At 38.1% G+C, this 16964-nt stretch carries 18 protein-coding genes; 16 read left to right on the top strand and 2 right to left on the bottom strand.

Annotated elements, in window-relative coordinates:
• Window positions 1-25: 25 nt before the first annotated feature.
• Both ACS127_RS02850 and rsgA read left to right on the top strand, forming a co-directional pair.
• Window positions 26-613, top strand: a complete 588-nt coding sequence (locus ACS127_RS02850) for an AAA family ATPase (protein ID WP_440896963.1) — start codon at window positions 26-28, stop codon at window positions 611-613.
• A gap of 496 nt (window positions 614-1109) precedes the next feature.
• Entirely contained in the window at window positions 1110-2177 is a 1068-nt protein-coding gene (rsgA, locus tag ACS127_RS02845) for a ribosome small subunit-dependent GTPase A (RefSeq protein WP_440896962.1), read from the top strand.
• A gap of 87 nt (window positions 2178-2264) precedes the next feature.
• On the opposite strand, the gene ACS127_RS02840 is transcribed toward rsgA, so the two are convergent.
• The gene (locus tag ACS127_RS02840) at window positions 2265-2993 is read right to left on the bottom strand and encodes a MerR family transcriptional regulator (RefSeq protein ID WP_440896961.1); all 729 of its coding nucleotides are present in this window, start codon (window positions 2991-2993) and stop codon (window positions 2265-2267) included.
• A 210-nt stretch (window positions 2994-3203) separates the two neighbouring features.
• On the opposite strand from ACS127_RS02840, the gene ACS127_RS02835 reads away from it, so the two are divergent.
• The 5 genes from ACS127_RS02835 (at window position 3204) to ACS127_RS02815 (ending at window position 7139) form a co-directional block, all read left to right on the top strand.
• Entirely contained in the window at window positions 3204-3842 is a 639-nt protein-coding gene (locus ACS127_RS02835; RefSeq protein WP_440896960.1) for a hypothetical protein, read from the top strand.
• Between the two features lie 152 nt (window positions 3843-3994).
• Window positions 3995-4387 carry a GIY-YIG nuclease family protein gene (locus tag ACS127_RS02830; protein ID WP_440896959.1) on the top strand — a complete coding sequence of 131 codons (393 nt, stop codon included), beginning with the start codon at window positions 3995-3997 and terminating at the stop codon, window positions 4385-4387.
• A 251-nt stretch (window positions 4388-4638) separates the two neighbouring features.
• A complete protein-coding gene (locus ACS127_RS02825; RefSeq protein ID WP_440896958.1) occupies window positions 4639-5298 on the top strand; it encodes an SDR family oxidoreductase in 660 nt (219 codons plus the stop codon).
• A 308-nt stretch (window positions 5299-5606) separates the two neighbouring features.
• Window positions 5607-6410: an aminoglycoside N(3)-acetyltransferase gene (locus ACS127_RS02820; RefSeq protein ID WP_440896957.1), complete on the top strand. Its 804-nt coding sequence runs from the start codon at window positions 5607-5609 to the stop codon at window positions 6408-6410.
• Between the two features lie 165 nt (window positions 6411-6575).
• Entirely contained in the window at window positions 6576-7139 is a 564-nt protein-coding gene (locus tag ACS127_RS02815) for a diacylglycerol/lipid kinase family protein (RefSeq protein ID WP_440898062.1), read from the top strand.
• Between the two features lie 52 nt (window positions 7140-7191).
• On the opposite strand, the gene ACS127_RS02810 is transcribed toward ACS127_RS02815, so the two are convergent.
• On the bottom strand, window positions 7192-7671 hold the full coding sequence (locus ACS127_RS02810) for a hypothetical protein (protein ID WP_440896956.1): 480 nt from the start codon (window positions 7669-7671) through the stop codon (window positions 7192-7194).
• 432 nt (window positions 7672-8103) lie between these two features.
• On the opposite strand from ACS127_RS02810, the gene ACS127_RS02805 reads away from it, so the two are divergent.
• The 9 genes from ACS127_RS02805 to ACS127_RS02765 all read left to right on the top strand — a co-directional run bounded on the left by ACS127_RS02805 (window position 8104) and on the right by ACS127_RS02765 (window position 16804).
• Window positions 8104-9453, top strand: coding sequence for an ISLre2 family transposase (locus ACS127_RS02805; protein WP_440895073.1), 1350 nt, complete (start codon window positions 8104-8106; stop codon window positions 9451-9453).
• Between the two features lie 241 nt (window positions 9454-9694).
• Complete coding sequence (locus ACS127_RS02800; RefSeq protein WP_440896955.1) at window positions 9695-10420, top strand: GntR family transcriptional regulator; 726 nt, start codon at window positions 9695-9697, stop codon at window positions 10418-10420.
• Window positions 10421-10653: 233 nt separating this feature from the next.
• Window positions 10654-11958 carry a pyrimidine-nucleoside phosphorylase gene (locus ACS127_RS02795; RefSeq protein ID WP_440896954.1) on the top strand — a complete coding sequence of 435 codons (1305 nt, stop codon included), beginning with the start codon at window positions 10654-10656 and terminating at the stop codon, window positions 11956-11958.
• Between the two features lie 80 nt (window positions 11959-12038).
• Entirely contained in the window at window positions 12039-12206 is a 168-nt protein-coding gene (locus tag ACS127_RS02790) for a XapX domain-containing protein (protein WP_440896953.1), read from the top strand.
• 19 nt (window positions 12207-12225) lie between these two features.
• Window positions 12226-13410, top strand: coding sequence for a phosphopentomutase (gene deoB / locus ACS127_RS02785; RefSeq protein WP_440896952.1), 1185 nt, complete (start codon window positions 12226-12228; stop codon window positions 13408-13410).
• Window positions 13411-13422: 12 nt separating this feature from the next.
• The gene (locus ACS127_RS02780) at window positions 13423-14241 is read left to right on the top strand and encodes a purine-nucleoside phosphorylase (protein WP_440896951.1); all 819 of its coding nucleotides are present in this window, start codon (window positions 13423-13425) and stop codon (window positions 14239-14241) included.
• A 48-nt stretch (window positions 14242-14289) separates the two neighbouring features.
• A complete protein-coding gene (gene cdd, locus ACS127_RS02775) occupies window positions 14290-14688 on the top strand; it encodes a cytidine deaminase (protein ID WP_440896950.1) in 399 nt (132 codons plus the stop codon).
• A 108-nt stretch (window positions 14689-14796) separates the two neighbouring features.
• Complete coding sequence (gene deoC, locus ACS127_RS02770; RefSeq protein WP_440896949.1) at window positions 14797-15468, top strand: deoxyribose-phosphate aldolase; 672 nt, start codon at window positions 14797-14799, stop codon at window positions 15466-15468.
• 700 nt (window positions 15469-16168) lie between these two features.
• Window positions 16169-16804, top strand: a complete 636-nt coding sequence (locus tag ACS127_RS02765; protein WP_440896948.1) for a pentapeptide repeat-containing protein — start codon at window positions 16169-16171, stop codon at window positions 16802-16804.
• Window positions 16805-16964 lie beyond the last annotated feature (160 nt).

Genomic DNA, 16964 nt, shown 5'->3' with positions numbered 1-16964 from the left:
ACAAGATTACAAAGGGGATTGAACAATGATTATCTGGTTAAACGGTGCATTTGGCTCTGGGAAAACATCAAGTGCATTTGAATTAAAACGGCGACTGCCCAACTCTTTTGTTTATGATCCAGAAAATATTGGCTATTTTATTCGAAAAAACACACCGGCAGAATCGCATAAGTCTGATTTCCAGGACCATGAAGAGTGGCGGTCATTTAATTATCAGATGTTGAAGTATATTTCTGCTACGTATGATGGGACGATTATTGTTCCAATGACGATTACGAATCGACGATACTATGATGAGATCGTTCAAAAACTTATCGATGATGGAATTCCGTTGAAACATTATATTCTGTACGCTGATAAGGTAACGTTATTAAAACGTTTGAACAAGCGGCTTGAACGGGGCGAAACGTGGACAAAGGCACAAGTTGACCGCTGTATCCATGCTTTTAATACCGAAATTACTAAAGAAAAAATTATTACAGACAACACAAGCATTGATTTCGTTGTTGAAGAAATCGCTAGAAGAAGTAAACTCACACTTTTACCAGACAAAAGAAGCGGTTTGAAAAAGTGGCTTGATCAAATGGTGACATTGATCAAGCATATCCGATAAATGGAAATTTAAGAATAGCTATATTCTATGTTTAGTAGCTGATTCCCTACACAGTTTTGTTATCGCAAGTGGGTAGGAGGGATAGATAACTTTATATCATCGAATTCATCATATCTTTTTCTGGTAGTACGGATTGTCGCTGTCCTTTATTTAGGCAGATGTTACTATGCGTTTGATCTTAGTCTTAAGACTGATTGACAATCGTAAAGGCTTTTCATATACTCTAATTATTAAGAAAATTGGTTTATCGCCAATAGAGTCTTATGTTTATGATTACACAAAAAACGAAAGTAGGTGATGTGTTATGTTGAATGTAAATGTATTTGAGAATGTTTATAAGCAAATCAGCATGCAACAGCTCACACACCGAAATAGAACGCTTGGATAATAGATAGCGCTTCTTAAAGTTGATCAAAACCTGTGGCTGCTGATTTGCAGTACACAGGTTTTTTAGATTTTTTAAAATTGAACGTTTCAAACTTTAGGAGGCCATATATTGTATTTAAAACAACTTGGCGTTAAGCCAATTTATCAGGAAGAATTAGCGATTATTCAAGAAGAACGAAAAGATAAACATCGACAACTCGCACGTGTGATTGTCGAGCACAAGCAGAGTTATAAAATTTTAACCGATACAGAGGAATTGAGTGCCGTTGTGTCTGGGGCATTTGCTCATCAAGCGATGGAGCGAGCCGATTACCCAGCTGTCGGGGATTGGGTGATTATTGAGAAATTAATCGGTGAAGCAAAGGCTGTCATTCACAAGCTATTAACGAGGCAATCGAGCTTTTCAAGGAAAATTGCTGGACTAACAACAGAGGAACAAATTGTAGCCGCGAATGTTGATTTTGTTTTTATCGTCATGAGTATGAATGATGATTTTAAGGTTAGACGTTTAGAACGTTATCTTATAGCAGCTTGGGATTCTGGAGCCACCCCAGTGATTGTCTTAACCAAGGCTGATTTAGTAGATGATGTTTCATCGTATATTGCTGATGCTGAATCGGTTGCCTTTGGTGTAGAGATTTTTGCAGTAAGTGCCTTAACGGGGCTAGGAGTAGAAAAGCTATCCAATTATTTGGAACAAGGAAAAACGGGGACACTATTGGGATCGTCAGGTGTTGGTAAATCGTCATTGATTAATGCCTTATTAGCTGAGGACTACATGTCTGTGCAGACAATTCGTGAGGATGATGCAAAGGGACGACACACAACGACACATCGTGAACTGATTCTCCTTTCAACAGGAGGTTGCTTAATTGATACCCCAGGCATGCGGGAATTACAATTGTGGGATCAATCGGGTCATTTAGAGACAAGTTTTCAAGATATTGAGGAATTGGCTTTACAGTGTAAATTCAGGGATTGTACACACACAAGTGAGCCCAACTGTGCGGTTAAACAGGCAGTAGAAAAAGGTCAATTAGAGCAGGGGCGTTTAAAAAGTTATTTTAAGCTTCAAAGGGAATTAGCTTACCTGGATCGTAAAGCAAACATTCGAGCTCAACAGGCTGAAACAAAGAAATGGAAACAGGTCTCCAAACAGATTAAGCATCGCAAATAGACAAGCGAAGAGGATTGGTCTTAATTAAGATCAATCCTCTGCTTGTTGAAAATAGGCATGCACTTATATTGACTATAAGGTGAGGTTTTAAGCTTTATTTCTATCTGCGTAAATGGCCATGGCATCACGCATAAATTCAGCTAAGCCTGCACCGAATTGGTCGATATTTTTCGTGAAACGTTCATCATCAACATACATTTGTCCTAGATTTTTAAAAGCTTCATGTGAGTAGTTACCAAATTTGTTAAGGTAAACATACCAATCTTCGATTTTCGCTTGTGCCTCTGGTGAAGCAGGAGCTAGATGACGAATAGCGGCGAGATCATGGTAGATTTGATTGAATTTTTCTTGATCAAATTCAGAGAAACCTTTTACCTTTTCATTGGCTTGATCAACTGCTTGATCTCCCCATCTTTTTCGCGCTTCCTCCTCATACGGATTATGGCTAAAGTCAAAGCCAGCAAATTTTTCTTCATTAGACATGTCTATTTCTCCTTTCGTGTATTGAATCGTTTTTTCAACGGTATCGATCATTCTGTTTAGTCGCTCTCTTTTCTCTAACAGCATTTTGTAATGCATCTCTAATGCTTCACGCTGATCAAAGGAAGGACGATCAATGATCTCTTTAATTTTCTTTAAAGGGAAGTCGAGCTCTTTGAAAAAGAGAATTTGTTGTAAAGTCTCAAGATTCTCGTCAGAATAGACCCGATAACCTACTTCTGTTGTTTCTTCTGGTATCAGCAAACCAATCTCATGGTAATGGTGTAGTGTGCGCACACTAATGCCGACTAAATCAGCAACTTCTTTCACTTTCATTCAGTCTCTCTCCCTTCACTATATACCATAAAGTATAACGTAACGTGAGAGTCAATATCCTTTTTTGAAAAAATTATTTCAGTTGAATGTTTGAGAATCAGATAGGCTTTCATTAATCAAACAGAGATAATTTGCTAAGAGTTATGATGTGGCTCTTTTGAAATTCGTGATGATATTTGCTAGGATAATAAAATAAGAAAGGATGAAATGATGAAGAGGTTAGCGTTGATTTTAAGTTTTAGTAGTGTATTTTTTCTATTGGTAGCTTGTGGTAACTCGTCAGAAGAAGATTCTTCTTTTGAAGAGACACCGGAAGTTGAGGATGAAGATACAAATGAAGAAGAAAATAGTTCTGATCAAGGAGCATCAACTGATGAAGATTCCTTACCGTCTAATGAAGATATGGACAATGAAGACGTTGATTCATCAGAAGAATCAGCTGAAGCTGATCCCTTAGCAGACTATTCGGAACAAGAAATCGAATATGCTCGTGTTTGGCTTGAAGTTGGGTCTACAGATGATCCTGGTACGTTAAATGTTAATCGTGTTTCTGCTGGAACGCCGATTAATACAATGATTGATAGCCCTCCCACTTATAATGAAGATGTTATCATGCTAACGGGTGAAGCGGGGGCGATGGGTATTGTTGTATACAGTGGAAATGGTGATGGAACCATTAATCACTATTCCAAAGTGACTTATCGTTGGGAAAATCCTGCTGGTCTCTCAGATGATGAGTTACGAGCAGAATATGAAGAGATACTAGAGCATACTGAACATGTTGAAATTGACACACATAATGATGATGATGTGATTCGAATTATTGAACAAATTGAATATCAAGATTGATAAAAAAGCTTGCCAAGTTTATGCTGGCAAGCTTTCTTAGGGAATATTGAATGTTCGAGCAATAAAAATGCTTTATTAACGACCTGATATTAGGGTATGGCTATTGAACTTTACTATAAGTGAACTATTTTTATCACAATTGAGGTGACACGATGGATTATTCTGTTAATGAATCGGACACACTTTATGCGCTCAAATGTCGATTAGATCATGATCTTCAAGCGATATCGATTGGACGGTTGGGTCAATTTGATTTTCCACGCGGTTATTATGTCTACGTTGGTAGTGCTAAGCGAAATATAATCGCAAGAGTAGAGAGACATCTGACAATAGATAAGAAAAAAAGATGGCATATCGATTATTTACGACCTTATTTACAGGTTCAAGCGGTACAAAGCTATTCCGGTGAAGAGGGCGAATGCGAGCTGTTTCAACGATTAAGAAAGGAACACATGGCTAACATGCCGGTTAAAGGGTTTGGTTCATCCGATTGTAAGTGCTATGCTCATTTATTTTATCTGGAAAAGGAACCTCCCTTTTTGTAGAGAAATACTGATAAAGTGAATCTTTATTCAGTGGGGGTTTTCTTCATCTTCCACTGAAAGTTAGATGAACGAATCGGACCTTTACTGGCAGTTGATCGCCCACTTACCATTCCTGGTTTTTCCTCATAATGTTTGAAGCGGGGGGCTTATTGCCAGTTAAGGCGGGATAAATCACCAAGCATAAAAATGTTTATCTCTAGCCAAGAAAGGTAAGATAAATAAGTAGAGTCTATTTTTCAAAATAAGAAAGGATGATTCATGTGAAAGTACTTATCGTAGGAGCAAATGGTCAGATCGGAAAAGACCTCACATCATACATTCAAGCTAGTGATCAGTTGGAAGCACGGGCAATGATTCGGAAGAAAGAGCAAGCGCCCTTCTTTGAGGATTTGGGCGCAGAGACGGCATTGGTCGATTTAGAACAAGATATTGATACAATTGCTGAAGCGGCTTCAGGTACTGACGCGGTTGTTTTTACAGCAGGTTCAGGACCAAAGACAGGAAAAGATAAAACCTTAATGATTGATCTAGACGGAGCAGTTAAAACGATAGAAGCAGCGAAAAAGGTAGGTGTGAAGCGTTTTATTATGATCAGTTCTTTTGATACAACGCGCGAGGCTATTTTAGAAGCCAATGAATCATTTGCACCATATGTTGTTGCGAAGTACTATGCGGATGTATGGTTAAGGGAATCAGACTTAGATTACACCATTATCCATCCAGGGTTATTAACAAATAATCAAGGAACGGGTAAAGTTCAAGCAGCTAAACAGGTAGACAGAGACGAGATTCCGAGAGAAGATGTTGCTCGTGTCATCCTTGCCAGTTTAGAGAATGATTCGACTATCGGTAAGGAATTTCAGATTGTTTCAGGTGATACGCCTGTTTATCAGGCAATTAAATCACTTTAATAAAAAAACTAAAGGACAATTCACACAAAGTGAGTTGTCCTTGTTACACTATTGAAAACGACCAGGCTTGAAGGGATAGTACAAGCAAAAAGAAGACAAGAATGTTGCTCGTATTTTCATGTCATTTATTAATATTGGGTACGCGCCATCCATTTAGATGATCGTTCACATCTACATCACTGTTTTATTATAAAAATTCAGTGGGGGTTCAATTTTTTAACATCAAAATTCAAATGTTTACTAAACTACACTTATCTTTTTCGTGATATGATAAAGGCATACTTAACATATTTAAGCAGGTGTTTATCATGAAAAGATTAGTAGATCAAACTGAAAAGTTAAATACAGTAGAAACTTTAGCAAAAGATATGCGAAATTTAGGTGTGGCAGAAGGGATGACCGTATTGGTTCATTCATCACTCTCTTCAATCGGTTGGGTGAACGGTGGATCCGTAGCGGTTATAGAAGCATTAATGGATGTTGTGACAGCTAAAGGGACACTTGTTATGCCGACCCAAAGCAGTGAGTGGAGTGATCCGAGCAAGTGGCAGAATCCTCCTGTTCCAGAAGCATGGTGGGAAGAGATTCGTGCGACGATGCCGCCTTACGATAGAAAGATAACACCATCAATGGGAATGGGAAAGATTGCTGAGGTTTTTCGAACGTATCCCAAGGTAGAGCGGAGTCAACATCCAGCGGTTTCTTTTGCTGCTTGGGGAAAAAAGAAAAAGGAATTATTAACGAATCATTTGATCGATTTTGGACTTGGAGAAGAATCCCCACTTGCGAAGTTATACCAGTTGGATGCTCAGATTCTTTTTATTGGGACAGGCTATGATACCAATACAGCTTTTCATCTTGGCGAATATCGGGCGCCAGGATACAAGGTTGTTCAAGAAGGAGCACCCATCATTAGAGATGGTGAGCGAGTCTGGCGTACTTATCAAGAAATTGATTTTGCAGAAGAGGAATTTGAACATATCGGTGAATTATTTGAACGACAGCATTCAGTGAAGAAAGATCAGATAGGATTGGCAGAGTCACGTTTATTTTCTTTAAGAGAAGCGGTTGATTTTTCAGCAAGTTATTTTCAAAGAGAAAGGTCAGATTGACTAAAGTTTAGTTGTGGCATGGAAATGTCTTTGCATCTAGCAGATAAACTCCCTTTTATAGAGAGTAAGGTGAAGGTATGCAGCAGGTTTATTTTATTGTTAATCCGAAGTCAGGCGAAGGTTTAAAGGTTTTTCATCAATATCAAACTCGTTTGACGATTCCTTATACGTTTTATTAATAATAGCGGACTTGGTTTTGATGCACTTATTTGCGAACGCGTCAACCATTCCAAGTTTAAACGGATGTTAAATCGATTTAATTTGGGGAAATTAGTCTATGTTTATTATGTTTTGCTAGAATTAATTCGTTTTAAACCTTTTCAATTGAAAGTTGAAACAGAGAATGGCATAAAAACATTTGAGAATGTTTGGTTTATAGCTGCGAGTAATCAACCCTATTTTGGAGGTGGGATGAAGATTTCTCCACATTCAAATGCCGAGGATGGTAAGTTGGAGTATACGGTTATCCACCACTTGAGTAAATGGCGTTTTATCATGATTTTCTTGAAAGTATTTAGGGGGAATCATTTAGGCTATAAGCAGTACGTAGAACAGTTTCAAGGTCAAATCTGCCAAGCCTATGCAGAAAAGCCGCTCTTTGGACATGTGGATGGAGAAGTATTTACTGTCCAATCAAATGAAACGTTATATTTTTCAGTAGGTGACTATCACCTGAAATATGCAGTTGATCCGTCTACTATTATAAAGAAATATGTTGATATAGTCTAAATAGCTAGAGGCTGGGTTCTGTCCCAGCCTCATTCTAAACTATGAATGGTAACTATTGAGTCATCATGTCTGTTACTTCGCCAGTTTCAGGATTGACAAGATACCAGCCATATGTGGCTGTGTGTGACGTCCCCTCACCATGATCAACGACCTCAAACACTTGGATACGATAATTTCCTTGATCATCCTCGCCGTCAAATGAGTAGTTGAGCTCTGTATCTAATCCAGTCCCTTGGATAAATTCTTTAACGAGGATAATAGCATCGTCGGAGCTATAGCTTCCATCCTCATTGCCAATTTGCTCTGAACTATTGTGCTCTCCTTCAGAAGGTGTTTGTTGCTCATCTTCTGCTGCATCGTCATTGTTAGAATCGTCCACAATCTCTTCAGTATCTTCATCAGAAGGACTGTCTTCTCCGCTACTTTCATCTTGTTCCTCAGCTTCATTTATATCCTCATTTTCCACGGGGGTACCATTTGCCTGACAGCCGATTAGAAAAAGACATGCTATTACGAATAGTAGTTTTTTCACCTTTGTCCCACCTTTTCAAAAAAATCTCTTTTGGATTACTTGTCCTTCTTATTTTAAATTCTTTTGTTCAAATAAGCAATGTTATATCTTCCTTAGGTTCAATGAACTATAATCCTGCTTTTTGATCAATGATTGTCTGTATGACCTAACCCAAGATGGGATGCAAGTTTTCTGCTGCTATTATCAGTTAGAAGCGGTTCACTTATAAAAAGACCAATCTATTGGCGACAATACAGGATGAATGTTAGAGTAAAATGTTTGTGGGAGTAAATTTTCCCTGTCATGGGTGTTAAAGTCGTTAGACTTTAACACCCATGACAGGGGCACCAAGCGAAAGCGCGGTAGTAGATAAGTCGTTTGAGATGAAAAAGAGGACCTTATTTTATATAGTTAAGTTTACGACAAACAAAAACTATAGAAAGAGGTCCTCATATGAAAGATATCATATCTCAGCTGACAATGAAAGAGTTAGAAGAAATAATATACCGTACCTTACAAGAAAGTTTTTCACAGATGATGTCAAAAATCCTTCAGGAGTTTGATCAGGCGATTGCTTTAGGAAGAGACAAACAAAGATTTTACTTAAAAGATAAACGTACGTTATCGTTTGAATCTGTTTTTGGACAAGTCGAGCTGAAGAGAAATTATTACCAAGATAAAGTAACAGGGAAATATGTGTACTTATTAGATCAATATTTAGCCTTTGATGGAACAAAAGGAATGAGTCCAGTCGTGCAAGATTTGGCGATTGAACTAGCTGTCACAGGTGCTTCCTATCGACAAGCTGGAAAGGTACTCGAAAGGTTCTTAGGGTATCCTGTCATCAGTCATGAAGGGATCCGTCAACAGCTTTTGCATACGGAAGTGGTTCCAGAAGAGTCTGTCCCCCTTGAACAAGATGTTTTATTCGTTGAAGTGGATGGCTTAAATACAAAGAGCCAAGAGAAAGGGAAAAAAGGAAGAGAACTTAAAATAGCAAGTACCCATCAAGGATGGGAGATGAATGGCAAGCGAGCGAAACTCATCGAGAAACGTCATTTTATTCATGAAGGCAACGGTCCATTTTGGGAAGCGTTTGAGACCTATCTGATGACCACTTATGAATATGACCCAACGCGACACCATCTCGTCATCAATGGAGATGGAGCGAATTGGATCACGTCTTGTCGAGACTATTTCCAGAAGAACGCTACTTTTGTCATTGATCGTTTTCATGTCGCTCGTGATGTCCGCCTGATCTTTCGAGGGCATCCAAGATCCCGTTCGATCCAAAAGAAGCTAGCTGTTTATGATTGGGAAGGGTTTATGGTGGAATTAAATAGTGCAGTGGGGACACTGGAAAATGAAAAGAAGGAAGAAGAGTTGGAAGCCTTAATCGCTCAGCTCTCAAAGTATCCGAAGGCACTCGGAGATTACCGTAAAAAATTAGAGAGAAAAGGGATAGATATAACCGGTTTTCGCCCAATGGGTAGTGCAGAAGGAACCATGAGTGTGTTTGCGAGAAGACTCAACCACGGTCGTAGCTGGAGTGATCGAGGGCTTGATAAATTCGTCGATGTCATGGTGGCTCTAAAAGACAATTTAGAGATTAAAACGTTACATGGAATCCTTGAGCAAACGCAGGCATTCACTGAAGAGCCCAAAGCTGAAAAGCCACCTAAACACTTCGTTGAGAAGCTGAAAAACAGTGCGACAGAAGCCACTCGTCAGAATTTAGGTTATTTGAAACAAGCAATGGGGGCTCCTATTACAGAAGCTCTGAAAGGTTTAAGAGGATTTTAAAAAGTTAAAATAGCTTTTCTTTTAAAGGAATACAGGAGTGACAACGCTGCCAAATCATAGGCTAAAAACAATATAAAATAAGGGACATAAAAAAACTCCCACAAATACTTGACACAATCGGATGAATTTTAACGCTTTCAATCACATTATAATATGGTATGATAATGATAGAGCAATAGGCGTCCTTAATCGATGAAAAATTTAAAGGTAATATTTAACATAATATGGAGGAGACATTGCAATGGATTATAATTACCAAACGCCTCGGTACTTATTTGTAATTGAACAGATTAGAGAGAAGATTAATAAAGGTGAACTTGAGCCGGGACAACGTTTGCCTTCGGAGATGGATTTTGCCAAACAGTTACATGTTTCTCGTAATACATTGAGAGAGGCTTTACGAATCCTTGAAGAAGAAAATATCATTATTAGACGGCATGGTATTGGTACTTTTGTTAATAAGAAGCCTGTTTTTTCTAGAGGATTAGAAGAATTATTCAGTATTACTGATATGATTAAGCGGGAAGGAAAGACGCCTGAAACAGAATTACTCCATGCCGGGTTTACCGAGCCACATAGAGATGATGTTTCAGAATTAAAAATTGACAACAATGAACAGCTATTTCTAGTGAAACGCTTGAGGAAAGCTGATGGAGAGCCCCTCGTTTATTGCATAGATAAGCTTCCGAAAAAAGTAGTCGGAAAAGATTACAAACTAAATGATGAGTCGATGTTAAACTCATTACAAAAGGATGCTGGAATTACGATTAGTTATGCTGAAGCAGATATAAAAACCATTAGCTATCATAAGGAAATATCAACGATTTTAAAATGTGATCATAATACACCATTACTAATTCTAAAACAAATACACTTTGATCTCAATGACATGCCGGTATTATATTCATTAAACTATTTTCGATCAGATCAAGTGAGTTTTAATGTGTTAAGAAAACGCATTTTTTAATGAATTAGTTAAAAGAAACCATTTCATCAGTTGACTTGTTGGACGTCTAACTTATATAATGAAAATGATAAGGATTACATGCTTAATTGCTATTGAATAGATCAGTATTATTTTTCAATAAAAATCGTTCATACTAACGAAAAAGCATGATCATTTAATCGGCATATTTCGACAAAATTATGTAACGGATTTCAAAGGGAAGTTTTATTTTTTGATGAAAGGATGGAAGTCAGATGAGGATGGTAGATCTTATTGCAAAGAAACGTGATGGATTTGCTTTATCAAAAGAAGAGATTGAGTATATGATCGACCAATATACCAACGATCTAATTCCAGATTATCAAATGTCAGCAATGGCTATGGCTTTGTATTTTCAAGATATGACGACTGATGAGCGAATTCATCTCACACAGGCAATGGTTGCTTCGGGTGATGAAATTGATCTTTCTGAAATTGATGGCATTAAAGTAGATAAACACAGTACGGGTGGGGTTGGTGACACGACGACATTAATTCTGGCACCGTTAGTTGCTGCTGTTGATGTTCCAGTGGCCAAAATGTCTGGTCGGGGCTTAGGGCACACGGGAGGAACAATTGACAAACTTGAATCGATCGATGGTTTTCAAGTGGAAATAGACGGGAAAGTCTTCAATGAACTCGTTAATAAAAATAAAATTGCGGTGATCGGGCAAAGTGGTAATCTTGCTCCGGCTGACAAAAAGCTATACGCTCTTCGTGATGTTACTGGGACAGTGAACTCGATTCCTTTAATCGCAAGTTCAATTATGAGCAAAAAAATTGCCTCAGGTGCAGACGCGATTGTTTTAGATGTGAAAACAGGTTCAGGTGCTTTTATGAAGGATTTGACCGGTGCAAGAAAGTTAGCTGAAGCAATGGTTGGGATTGGAAATGGTGCTGGAAGAAGGACGATGGCTGTTATTTCAGATATGAGCCAACCACTGGGTTATGCTGTCGGGAATGCATTAGAAGTTAAAGAAGCGATTGCTACGTTAAAAGGAGAAGGGCCTAGTGACTTAACCGAGTTATGTTTAGCACTAGGAAGTCAAATGGTTTATTTAGCAAAAAAAGCAGATACTATTGAACAAGCACGTGAAAAATTGGTTGAAGTCATTGAAAATGGTCAAGCGATTGAGAAGTTTAAAACCTTTATCGCCGCACAAGGCGGCGATGCTTCAATTGTTGATCAACCAGCAAATCTCCCAACAGCAAGTTATCAGATCGATGTGAAAGCAAAAGAAACAGGTTATATTTCTGAAATCGTTGCAGATGAAATTGGGGTAGCAGCTAGTATGTTAGGTGCGGGAAGAATGACGAAGGATTCAGAAATTGATCTTGCTGTGGGAATCGTTTTAAAGAAAAAAGTTGGTGATTATGTTGAAGCTGGGGATACGATTGCTATCGCTCATAGTAATCAAACGGAAATCAAGGCAGTTATAGAAAAAACACAAATGTCTTATCAAATTCAAAAAGAAGAAGTAACCCCAGATCCATTAATACATGACGTCATTACGGAATAAAAGTTATAACTGTGCTTTAGTTTATAAGTAAATCAGAATGTAGAAGGTAATACTACAGGTTAAGAAACAGGGGAGAACAAATGAAAGAAATATTGTTAGCGTTATTTACAGGTGTTTTAGTTGGAATTTTGTTTAGATTTTTAAAGCTGCCTTTACCCGCACCACCTGTTTTATCAGCAATTATGGGTGTGTTTGGTATTTACTTTGGTGGTGTGATTGTAGACTATTTGAAAGTGTTTTTCGGTTAATTAATAAGGAGGAAGTATAATGAACGAACAGTTTAAACGTGTTTTTCTAATCGTATTAGATTCGGTTGGAATTGGTGAGGCGCCGGATGCAGCTGATTTTGGTGATGCTGGTGCAGATACATTAGGACATATTGCTGAACATATCGGTGGCTTAAACATGCCAACCATGGGACAATTAGGATTGAGTAATATTCGCCAAATACAGGGGGTTGAGAAGGCAGATCAACCATTGGCTCATTATACAAAAATGGAAGAAGCCTCTGTTGGGAAAGATACGATGACCGGTCATTGGGAGATTATGGGTCTTTATATTGACCAACCTTTCCAAGTGTTCCCGACAGGTTTCCCAGATGACCTGCTTGATGAATTAAAGAAACGAACAGGTCGTGGAATTATCGGTAATAAACCAGCTTCAGGCACGGAAATTTTAGTTGAACTTGGCGAAGAACATATGCGAACAGGAGATTTAATTGTTTATACTTCAGCAGATTCTGTTCTACAAATTGCTGCTCATGAGGAGATTGTTCCAATTGATGAGTTGTATAACATTTGTGAGATTGCCCGCCAATTAACCATGAATGAGAAATATATGGTTGGACGTGTGATTGCCCGTCCATTTATTGGGGAGCCTGGTGCATTTGAACGAACAGCTAATCGCCATGACTATGCTTTGAAGCCTTTTGGTCGTACAGTGATGAATGAATTGAAAGATGCTGACCTTGATGTACTGGCTTTAGGGAAAATCGCTGATATTTATGATGGTGAAGGTGTGACAGAATCGATTCGGACAGCAGATAATGATGATGGCATGGAGAAGTTTATTCAATCCATTGATCAAGATTTTCATGGCTTAAATTTCTTAAACCTGGTTGATTTTGATGCGAAATACGGACACCGCCGCGACCCTGCCGGTTATGGAAAAGCGTTAGAAACCTTTGATCAACGCTTGCCAGAAGTGTTAGAAAAGTTACGAGAAGATGACTTGCTTATCATTACAGCGGATCATGGAAATGACCCAATCCACCATGGAACAGATCATACACGTGAGTATGTTCCACTTCTTGTTCACCATAAAGGGATTGAGAAGGGCACAGAATTATCGCTTCGAAAAACTTTTGCCGATATTGGTGCAACTATCGCAGATAACTTCAATGTAAAGATGCCGAAATATGGAGAGAGTTTTTTAACAAATATAAAAAAATAGGAGGGAGAAACAATGGGATTAGAGAAACTTGAGGAAGCAAAGTCCTTTATTGCTGCTAAGCTAAAAATGAAACCAAAAGTAGGCTTGATTTTAGGTTCCGGTTTGGGTATGCTTGCTGATCAGATTGCAGAGTCCGTTCGGATTAAGTATACAGATATACCCGGCTTTCCTGTATCAACTGTGGAAGGACATGCGGGACAGCTTGTCAGTGGGACCCTAAAAGGTGTGCCTGTTGTAGCGATGCAAGGTCGCTTTCATTACTATGAAGGTTATGGATTAGATGCAGTTACTTTCCCTGTTCGTGTTATGAAAGCATTAGGAATTGAAACTTTAATGGTTACTAATGCAGCTGGTGGAGTCAATAAAGATTTTACACCAGGAGATTTAATGCTAATTACTGATCATATCAATAATACAGGTCAAAACCCTTTAATTGGTCCAAATGATGATACACAGGGTGTTCGTTTTCCTGATATGTCAACAGCCTATGACCGCTCACTACAAGTATTGGCACGAGAAGTGGCTGATGAACTTGATATCAAGCTTAAAGAAGGTGTCTATGTTTGGAATACTGGACCAACTTACGAAACACCTGCTGAAATCAAAATGCTTCAAGCCGTTGGCGGCGATGCTGTTGGAATGTCAACGGTACCTGAAGTTATTGTTGCTCGCCATATCGGTCTTGATGTTCTGGGGATTTCCTGTATTTCAAATATGGCTGCAGGCATTTTGGATCAGCCATTAAATCATGAAGAAGTTATTGAAACAACTGAAAAAGTAAGGGAATCTTTTTTAACCTTAGTTAAGGCGATCCTAACAAGCTTAGCTTAAATGATATTATATTAATAATGATCTATTTTAAAGGAGGCTCTCATTATTATGGTTGACCAGCTTATCGATGAAGCAAAACAGGCAAGAGAAAAGGCTTATACACCATATTCAAATTTCAAAGTAGGTGCAGCATTACTTACAGAAGAAGGAAAGGTATACCATGGCTGTAATATTGAAAATGCAGCGTATTCAGTCTGTAATTGTGCAGAACGGACAGCTTTATTTAGCGCTTATGCGGATGGAGTTCATGATTTCAAATCATTAACGGTTATCGCTGACACAGATCGTCCCACCTCTCCATGTGGTGCTTGCCGACAAGTCATTAGTGAATTATGTCCACAGGAGATGCCCGTGATCTTAACAAATTTGAAGGGCGACATTTTTGAGACGACAGTTAAAGATCTACTTCCAGGTGCCTTTTTAGCAAAAGATCTAGAAAGAAAATAGTGAGTGTTTAACAAGGAGGATGAAGAAGGTCACATCGATAGTTAATCGAAGTTTTCTGTTTTCGATGTATTACTTTTCGAACATCCTCTAATAGGGAGAGATGTGAAAATGAATCAAGCATTAGCACAAATGATCGACCATACAGCACTAAAAGCAGATACGACAAAAGAGCAAATTATTAAGTTATGTCAAGAAGCAAGTGAATACAACTTTTTCTCTGTTTGCGTCAACCCAACTTGGGTGAAGTTGGCAAGTAAGGAACTAGCGGATACTGATGTGGCTGTTTGTACAGTGATTGGTTTTCCATTAGGAGCATCAACGCCTGAGACGAAAGCTTTTGAAACAGAAGATGCAATTAAGAAGGGTGCGACAGAAGTTGATATGGTGATTAACATTGGCGCGCTGAAAGACCAAGATTATCAACTTGTTGAAGCAGATATTAAAGCTGTTGTTGAGGCAGCAAAAGGTCAGGCGCTTGTCAAAGTCATTATTGAAACCAGCTTACTGACCGATGAAGAAAAGATTAAAGCCTGTCAGTTAGCGGTTTTAGCTGGAACAGATTTTGTAAAGACATCAACGGGTTTCTCGACAGGTGGAGCAACTGTGGCAGATATCGCTTTAATGAGAAAAACAGTTGGACCAGATATCGGTGTGAAAGCATCAGGTGGTGTTCGTGATCAGTCCACGGCGGAAGCAGTTGTTGAAGCAGGTGCTACACGTATTGGCGCAAGTGCCGGAATTGCCATTGTTAAAGGTGAACAAGCAAATACTGATTATTAATAGCATAAAACACAAAGGGGTTGTTGCATAATTAGCTAGCTAATTATGCAACAGCTCTTTTTGTGAGTATTAGAAATAGGAATAAAATACCGGATAGAGATGTTCTATTCGACATTTTGACTTGAGATTTCAATTGAACTGAAGGATAAAGGTGCTCTATTCGACATTTTGATTTGAGGTTTTATTTGAACTGATGGATAGAAGGGTTCTATTCGACATTTAGGCTTGAGGTTTTATTTGAATTGATGGATAGAAGGGTTCTATTCGGCATTTTGACTTGAGGTTTCATTTGAAATGAGGGATAAAGGTGCTCTATTCGACATTTTGACTTGAGGTTTCTTCTGAAATGAAGGATAGAGACGTTCTATTCGACATTTTGGCTTGAGGTTTTATTTGAACTGATGGATAGAAGGGTTCTATTCGACATTTTGACTAGAGGTTTTATTTGAACTGATGGATAGAGACGTTCTATTCGACATTTAAGCTTGAGGTTTCATTTGAAATGAAGGATAGAGACACCCTATTCTTGAGGTTTCACTTGAAATGAAGGATAGTTTCAAATCTGTAAAAAACATATAGCTTGATAAAAAGAGCTGTTGCACTATTTATTTTTTATTTTGCAACAGCTCTTTTATGTTTTATCAGTTGGGTGAAGTAAGTTATAATGTAATTTAAATGATTAGCAAAAAGGAGCTGTACCATGACAAAAGTAAGCAAACCAAACATTACAACAGAAAGAGTCATTACTGATTTTAATACTCCTCTTGAGCAAAGTGATCCTTACATAGAAGAAGTTATCATCGAAAATTGCGTGATTTCAAACCAAGATATCGAGGGTATTGAATTTATTAATGTTATTTTTCGAAATGTTACTTTTGAGAATGTTGTTTTCGAAAAAATGTATTTACGAGATGTTCAGTTCGAAAAATGTGACTTGTCTAACACACAGCTTGATGAGATAACAATGCAACGCGTTGAATTTTCACATTGTCAACTGACAGGTGTGATGATGGCTGATGGGCGTTTCCAAAATGTTTCTTTTAACCATTGCAATCTTCAGTTAGCTGGAATGGGTTACTGTACGCAAAAGCTCGTTCAATATCATGAATGTTTATTAAGACAAGCTGACTTTTATCATAATAAATGGAATAAAGTATACTTCAATAATTGTGAGTTATCAGGTGTTAATCTCTCCAATACGGCTCTAAAGGGAATTGATTTAAGCACCTCGACTTTTGACCATTTAACTGTTGGGATGGAAGATCTCAAAGGGTGTATTGTTAATCAAATTCAAGCCCAACACCTCTCAAGTTTGTTAGGTCTTATCGTAAAGTGAGAAATGCACCATTTTAATCATGGTAAATTATTCAAACTTATTAAAACTCTTGACAAGACCTTTGTTTAATGGTTAAATTAAGTGTAGCCATAAGTAAAATTAAAGTGAGATAATATTATGGTAGCACTTATTTTTGTGTATCATTTTGTTAACGCTTACA

Source organism: Amphibacillus sp. Q70 (assembly GCF_052055485.1).
Classification (GTDB): Bacteria; Bacillota; Bacilli; order Bacillales; family Amphibacillaceae; genus Amphibacillus.
Note: the sequence above shows the minus strand (reverse complement) of the source record. Positions and strands in the feature narration are given on the sequence as shown.